A 6,652-nucleotide genomic window follows, 5' to 3' on the forward strand; every position below is an offset into this window, starting at 1 on the left:
GGGGGTCTTAGGGGGCAGGCCCCCTAGGCGAGGAAGTAGCGGCAGACTTGCCCTGGACCCTATCGTCACGACGTTCCTCCAGGGTGACAGTCTGCAGTTTCCACAGGATGGCATAGGGCAAGGCTAAAGCGACCTTTGGACACTTGGCCTTTAGGCCTTAGTGTACATGGCCACCTTTAGGTGGGGGGGAGACCTCCCCCTTTTTTTAGACGAAAGAACGGACCTTCGGTCCTACAGACGAAAGATAAAAGAGAAAAATGGCGCTACGCGCAAAAACCATAAAAATTTCTCTCGCCTCTCGCCTCTCGTCTCTCGTCTATTTTCTATCTTTACCCGCACTATGAGTGAAGCTATTAACAATGTGAAGCAGGCGTTTGACGCAGAACTTGCGCAAACCGACCTTACGAACCAAGAAGCCGTTAACAACCTCCGCGTGAAGTACCTGGGCAAGAAGGGGGCCGTGACCGACCTCATGAAGCAGATGGGCACGCTCAGCGCCGAGGAACGTCCGGCTTACGGCAAGCTCGTGAACGAACTTAAGGTCGCCGTCTCCGAGGCAATCGACAAGGCTATCGAGACCGCGAACCAGGCTGCCCTCCAGAAGAAGCTGGAAAGCGGCTTTGTAGATACCACGCTCCCGGGTGCAGGCATCCCGGCGGGCTCGACGCACCCGCTCTACGACGTGCGCGAAGAGATTATCGACTTCTTTAGCCAGATGGGTTTCGAAGTGGACTTCGGTCGTGACATCGAAACGGACTGGTACAATTTCGAGGCACTCAATACGCCTCCTGACCACCCGAGCCGCGACATGCAGGACACGTTCTACGTGGACGACAAGGTGATGCTTCGTACGCATACCTCCGGCACGCAGATCCACTACATGGAAACGCACAAGCCGCCGTTCCGCATGATTGCTCCGGGCCACGTGTTCCGCGTCGATAACGATGCGACCCATGCCCCGATGTTCCAGCAGTGCGAAGGCCTCGTGGTCGACGAGAACATCAGCTTTGCTGACCTCAAGGGCGTGCTGCAGGTGTTCATGAACAAGCTGTTCGGCGAAGGCGTCAAGACCCGTTTCCGCCCGAGCTTCTTCCCGTTCACGGAGCCCAGCGCCGAAATGGACGTGAGCTGCGTGTTCTGCGGTGGCAAGGGTTGCCGTCGTTGCAAGGGGACCGGCTGGATGGAAATCGGCGGTTGCGGTTCCGTGGACCCGAACGTGTTCAAGAACTGCGGCATCGATTCCGAGAAGTACACGGGCTTCGCTTTCGGCTTCGGTCTCGACCGTATCGCCATGCTGCGCCACGCGATTCCGGAAATCGGTTTGCTGACGAGCAACGACCAGAGATTCCTGAGCCAGTTCTAGTCTAGACGAAAGACCACTGCGCTGGTAGACGAAGGAAACGAAAAAGCGGACCGCAAGGCCCGCTTTTCTTGTATAAAAAAGAGATCCCCGCCTTCGCGGGGATGACAATTGTTGTGCGGGGATGACGCTTGTTACTTGCAGCGGTGGAAGTCGTCTTCCACGCGGATGATGTCGTCTTCGCCGGTGTACTCGCCCACCTGCACTTCCACGATCACGAGCGGGAGGCGGCCTTCGTTCTGCAGGCGGTGAACTTCGCCCACAGGGATGTAGGTCGATTCGTTCGGACGCACGTAGAACACCTTGTCGCCCACAGTACATGTCGCAGTGCCGCTCACAACCACCCAGTGTTCGGAACGGTGCAGGTGCTTCTGCAGGCTAAGGCGCTTGCCCGGCTTCACCACGATGCGCTTCATCTTGTAGCGTTCGGTGGATTCGAGCACGGAGTAAGTACCCCACGGGCGGCTCACCGTCTGCGGCACGTTGATGAGGTCGGAACCGCGCTGCTTGAGCTCTTCCACAACCTTCTTCACCTTCTGGCTGCTGCTAAGCGGGGCCACGAGCAAAGCGTCCGGAGTGTCAACGATGAGCATCTTGTCGAGGTCAATCGTCGCGATGGCACGCTGGCTACCCATCACGAGGGAGTTCTTCGAGCCCACCGCGATATGACGCGGGTTCACGTTGTTGCCGTTCTCGTCGTGCGGGTATTCCCCATACAAACTATCAAAGCTTCCGAGGTCGCTCCAGCCGATGTCGCTCGGCACGACCTTCACCTTCTTGGACTTCTCCATCACGGCGTAGTCGATGGAGTTCGCCGGGATGGCAAGCATGTCGTCGCGGTTGATGCGGGTGGGTTCACCGTCCTCGATGGTCGCATTGGCGAGCGCCTTCTGTGCGGCGGCGAGCATCTCCGGGGAATACTTGCCAAGTTCCGCGAGGAAGGTCTTCGCCTTGAAGCAGAAGATGCCGCTGTTCCAGTAGAAGTTGCCTGCGAGCAGGTACTTCTCGGCGGTCGCCAAGTCGGGCTTTTCCACGAAGCGCTTCACATTCTCGCCGTCGGCCTCGATGTAGCCGTAGCCCGTCTCGGGGCTCGTGGGCGTGATGCCGAACGTAACGAGGTTTCCCGCCTCGGCGAGTTCCTGCGCGCGGAGAAGCACCTTCTTGTACTCTTCCTTCTTGCGGATCACGTGGTCCGACGGGGAAACGAGCACGACAGTTTCCGGGTTCATGGTAAGGCATGCGAGCGCGATCGCGGGTGCGGTGTTGCGGCCCACGGGTTCCAGCAGGAACTTGCTGCCGCTCATGCCTTCCATCTCGAGCTGGTCCTTCGCGAGGAAGAACTGGTCGGCGTTCGAGACGATAAACTGCGACTCGCAGACAGTCGCATTCGTGACGACCGTCTTGCGGAAAAGGGACTGCCCGTCAAAGAGCGGGGCAAACTGCTTGGGCATGAGGGAACGGCTCACGGGCCAAAGGCGCGTGCCCGAACCGCCACAAAGGATAAGGTTAATCATAATCTATTACCACCCATCTCTAGAAATCAGCTCAATGTTACGAGTCGTGCTAGCCCCGTAGTTTATGATCGATGCCGTAGGCAAGATCAAATTCACGAGACGGTTCCACGTACCAAGATCGGAAGCATCGACATAGACAACATCGCGCGAATTCAGGTTGAAGCGTTCGGCCATCGCGAGCGCCATCGCGTTCTTCGCATTCAGGTGGTACACGTCAATCTGCTTTTCCGAAGTGTTACGGATAACATAAATAGACTTAGAAGACGCATATGTCGTCTGCAGGCCACCAGCCGCAGCCAATGCCTCGACGAGCGAGAGCTTGCCCTGGTTCACATTCACGGCACCGGTCCTCGCAACTTCGCCCATCACGAACACGCGGTTCTCCTTCTGGGTCTCGCTGAGGGCCGGAATAAAAATCTGGTCATCGGGCTTGAGGAGAATCTTGTCGAGCGGGAGGTTCGCCTTGAATGCATCAAGGTAGTTGATGCTATAGACCTTGTCCCCACGGCGCAGTTGCATTCCGGAGGGGTCTGCCTCATCGGCAAATCCACCCACGCTCGCAATCGCAGCGGGGATAGTCATCGGCAGTTCGTTAAAGGAAACGTAGCCCGGTTTGTTCACGGCTCCGGAGATAAACGCCTTGAGGCTGTTGTAGCCCGTCACGCGTACATCAACCTGCGGATCGTTCAAAATCTTGTCGGAAAGGCGCTTCGTGATTTCGGCACGAAGTTCCTGCGCCGTAAGACCCGCGGCCTTAATCTCGCCAGCATAGGGGTAGAATAGCGTGCCATCGGTCGTCACGCGCTGGCCGGCAGGCTGGTACTGGCCCATCGGGGACGTGAGTTCCGGGTGTTCCCAAACGACCACCTGGACCATGTCCAGAGGACCGATGCGGTATTCAAGACTCGGCAGGGAATCCACAATCAGTTCTGCAAGCTCGCCGAAATCCGACTTTGCAGAATCACCGGCAGCAGCCGTGCCCGTGCCAAAATCACCGTTTTCGATAGAGTGGACAACCACCTTGATGCCGTTGTATTCGGCGGATCCTTCCGCATCACCTTCCGGCACCGACATTCGCATGTGGGGGCCCAGCGAGCAGCCGCCCATGACGAGGGCAACACCGGCAGCAAGCAAAAGATTCAATTTTTTCATTATTGAGCCTCGCTCTGTTTAATCTTCTCGACCCAATAAGGGGTCAGTTTAGAAATAAAGTTCCAAGCCAACACAAAAGCACTTTCGGGCCTACGGTAGGGGTCGGGGACATCGACCTGCTGAGCCTCGCCATAGCGATGGACCTTGTCGCCAAGGGCCGGATAGCGGCGCAAAAGTTCCGCCTTGTGCCCATTTTCCATAACCAGGACAAGATCCGCCCACTTGAGGATATCCAGGTTTATTTGGCGAGCACGGTGCGCGCTCATATCAATACCATGTTCAAGAGCGATCTTCTGGCTGATTTCGTGCGCAGGATGATCCACCAAGGCGCCAAGCCCGGCGCTCATGACTTCAAAACCCTCACCGAGTTCCTTTTTCAAAAGGTATTCTCCCGTGGGGCTACGGCAAATATTTCCCGTACAGACAACTAAAATATGCTTCATTGCTCTTAAATTAGAAAATTATATCATAAGAGATGCCCGCCTGCGCGGGCATGACAAAAGGAATTACACTTCAAACGCGAAGCCCAGGTCCTTGAGCGGCGGGTTCTTCGTGTCCTTTTCGGAGAGGAGCGGTTCGAAGCCGTTGCCCACCGGCCACTCGATGCCGATTTCGGGGTCGTTCCACATGAGGCCGCCTTCGTCCTTCGGGTCGTAGAGGCGGGTGCACTTGTACACGAAAGTCGCAGTTTCACTGAGCACCACGAAACCGTGCGCAAATCCCTCGGGAATGTAGAACTGCTTCTTGTTCTCGGCGGAGAGCGTAACACCTTCCCACTTGCCAAACGTGGGGCTACCCTTGCGCAGGTCCACCGCCACGTCGAAGACTTCGCCTTCGATGACGCGCACGAGCTTACCCTGCGGGTTCTTCTTCTGGAAGTGGAGTCCGCGGAGCACGCCCTTCTTGCTTCTGGATTCGTTATCTTGTACGAAAACCATGTTTAAGCCGGCTGCGTCGAATTCAGCCTTGTTGTAGGTTTCCATAAAATAGCCGCGATGGTCGCCATAGACCGTCGGCTCGATGATTGTCACGCCCTCGATGGAGGTTTTGATAAAGTTAAACTTTCCCATTATCTGTTCCCGTACATTTTTTCGTAATACTTTTCGTAGTCGCCGCTCGTGATGTTGTCGAGCCATTCCTGGTTGTCGAGGTACCAGCGCACCGTCTTCTCGATGCCTTCCTCGAACTGGAGGCTTGGTTCCCAGCCGAGTTCCTTCTGAAGCTTGGTGGAGTCGATGGCGTAGCGGGCGTCGTGGCCCAGGCGGTCCGTCACATAAGTGATCAGGTTCATGTCCTCGCCTTCGGCGCGACCGAGGAGCCTGTCAACGGTCTTGATGACGACCTTGATGATGTCGATGTTCTTCCATTCGTTGAAGCCGCCGATGTTGTACGTCTCGGCAATTTTGCCGTTATGGAAAATCACGTCGATGGCACGGGCATGGTCTTCCACGAAGAGCCAGTCGCGAACGTTCTCGCCCTTGCCATAAACCGGGAGCGGTTTCTTGTGGCGGATATTGTTGATGAAAAGCGGAATCAGTTTTTCGGGGAACTGGTACGGACCGTAGTTGTTGCTGCAGTTCGTGACAATCGTCGGCATGCCGTAGGTGTCGTGGAACGCGCGCACGAAGTGGTCGGAGCCTGCCTTACTGGCTGAATACGGAGAATGCGGCGTGTACTTCGTTGTCTCGTAGAAGAAGTCGTCGCCGTACGCCAGGTGGTGTTCGCTGGAGCTAGCCGTCGTGGTAAACGGGGGCGTGATGCCTTCCGGGTGGTTCATCTTGAGGGCACCATAGACTTCATCGGTCGAAATGTGGTAGAAGCGCTTGCCCTCGTACTTTTCGGGCAATGATTCCCAGTAGAGCTTCGCAGCCTGAAGCAGGCTCAAAGTTCCCATGACGTTCGTCTTGGCAAACGTGAACGGGTCCTTGATGGAGCGGTCCACGTGGCTTTCTGCCGCCAGGTGGATGATACCGTCTACATGTTCGTCCTGCATAAGCTTGTAGAACGCGTCGAAGTCGCAGATGTCCATCTTCACGAACTTGTAGTTCGGCTTGCCCTCGATATCCTTCAGGTTCGCGAGGTTGCCCGCATAGGTCAGCTTGTCGAGGTTGATAATCTTGTATTCAGGATACTTATTGACAAAGAGGCGCACTACGTGGCTGCCAATGAAGCCTGCGCCGCCGGTAATGACGATAGAACGTTTCATGCGATTCTCCAATTATTTGGGGATAATATAGAAGTTGCAGCCCGCCGCTCCAAGTTGAAATATCGCTTTTTGAGCGAAAAAACCCAATTTTTCACCTGCAACCGTAAATTTCCATTTACACTTTGTTGCAAATCGTTCAATAGTATTTGGGCAGGGCCGTCAATTTTTCGCGCACTCCTGCCATTTTCAATATACATTTGAGGCGTGTAGTGGTATTAGGGTTACTTTCAGAGGAATCCAAATGAAGCAAATTCTCGCAAAAACAGCCATTTTCGCCATCGCGGGCGCAATCTCTGCAACGGCGGCGCTCCCCACCGCAAAGCAGGTCCAGGCCAACATGGGCATGGGGTTCAACATCGGCAACTCAATGGAAGTGCCGAACAACCCGACCGCATGGGGCAACCCCTTCCCCACGCAGGC

General features: G+C 55.8%; 6 protein-coding genes. 1 reads left to right on the forward strand and 5 read right to left on the reverse strand.

Features of this window, described 5'->3' with window-relative positions; translation table 11 throughout:
- Positions 1 to 340: 340 nt before the first annotated feature.
- Positions 341 to 1,363 carry a phenylalanine--tRNA ligase subunit alpha gene (pheS, locus tag B4A77_RS06485; protein WP_088628650.1) on the forward strand — a complete coding sequence of 341 codons (1,023 nt, stop codon included), beginning with the start codon at positions 341 to 343 and terminating at the stop codon, positions 1,361 to 1,363.
- Between the two features lie 131 nt (positions 1,364 to 1,494).
- Here pheS and B4A77_RS06490 read toward each other — a convergent pair whose 3' ends face one another.
- The 5 genes from B4A77_RS06490 to B4A77_RS06510 all read right to left on the reverse strand — a co-directional run bounded on the left by B4A77_RS06490 (position 1,495) and on the right by B4A77_RS06510 (position 6,232).
- Complete coding sequence (locus tag B4A77_RS06490) at positions 1,495 to 2,874, reverse strand: mannose-1-phosphate guanylyltransferase/mannose-6-phosphate isomerase (protein WP_290739355.1); 1,380 nt, start codon at positions 2,872 to 2,874, stop codon at positions 1,495 to 1,497.
- 6 nt (positions 2,875 to 2,880) lie between these two features.
- Positions 2,881 to 4,026 (reverse strand): polysaccharide biosynthesis/export family protein, encoded by a 1,146-nt coding sequence (locus B4A77_RS06495; protein ID WP_073113507.1) that lies wholly within the window; start codon positions 4,024 to 4,026, stop codon positions 2,881 to 2,883.
- On the reverse strand, positions 4,026 to 4,469 hold the full coding sequence (locus tag B4A77_RS06500) for a low molecular weight protein-tyrosine-phosphatase (protein WP_073113508.1): 444 nt from the start codon (positions 4,467 to 4,469) through the stop codon (positions 4,026 to 4,028). The genes B4A77_RS06495 and B4A77_RS06500 overlap by 1 nt, the downstream gene beginning before the upstream one ends.
- Before the next feature lie 63 nt (positions 4,470 to 4,532).
- Complete coding sequence (gene rfbC / locus B4A77_RS06505; RefSeq protein WP_073113509.1) at positions 4,533 to 5,096, reverse strand: dTDP-4-dehydrorhamnose 3,5-epimerase; 564 nt, start codon at positions 5,094 to 5,096, stop codon at positions 4,533 to 4,535.
- Positions 5,096 to 6,232 carry a dTDP-glucose 4,6-dehydratase gene (locus B4A77_RS06510; RefSeq protein WP_290739360.1) on the reverse strand — a complete coding sequence of 379 codons (1,137 nt, stop codon included), beginning with the start codon at positions 6,230 to 6,232 and terminating at the stop codon, positions 5,096 to 5,098. The genes rfbC and B4A77_RS06510 overlap by 1 nt, the downstream gene beginning before the upstream one ends.
- Positions 6,233 to 6,652 lie beyond the last annotated feature (420 nt).

It is taken from the genome of Fibrobacter sp. UBA3718, assembly GCF_002371935.1.
Classification (GTDB): domain Bacteria; phylum Fibrobacterota; class Fibrobacteria; order Fibrobacterales; family Fibrobacteraceae; genus Fibrobacter.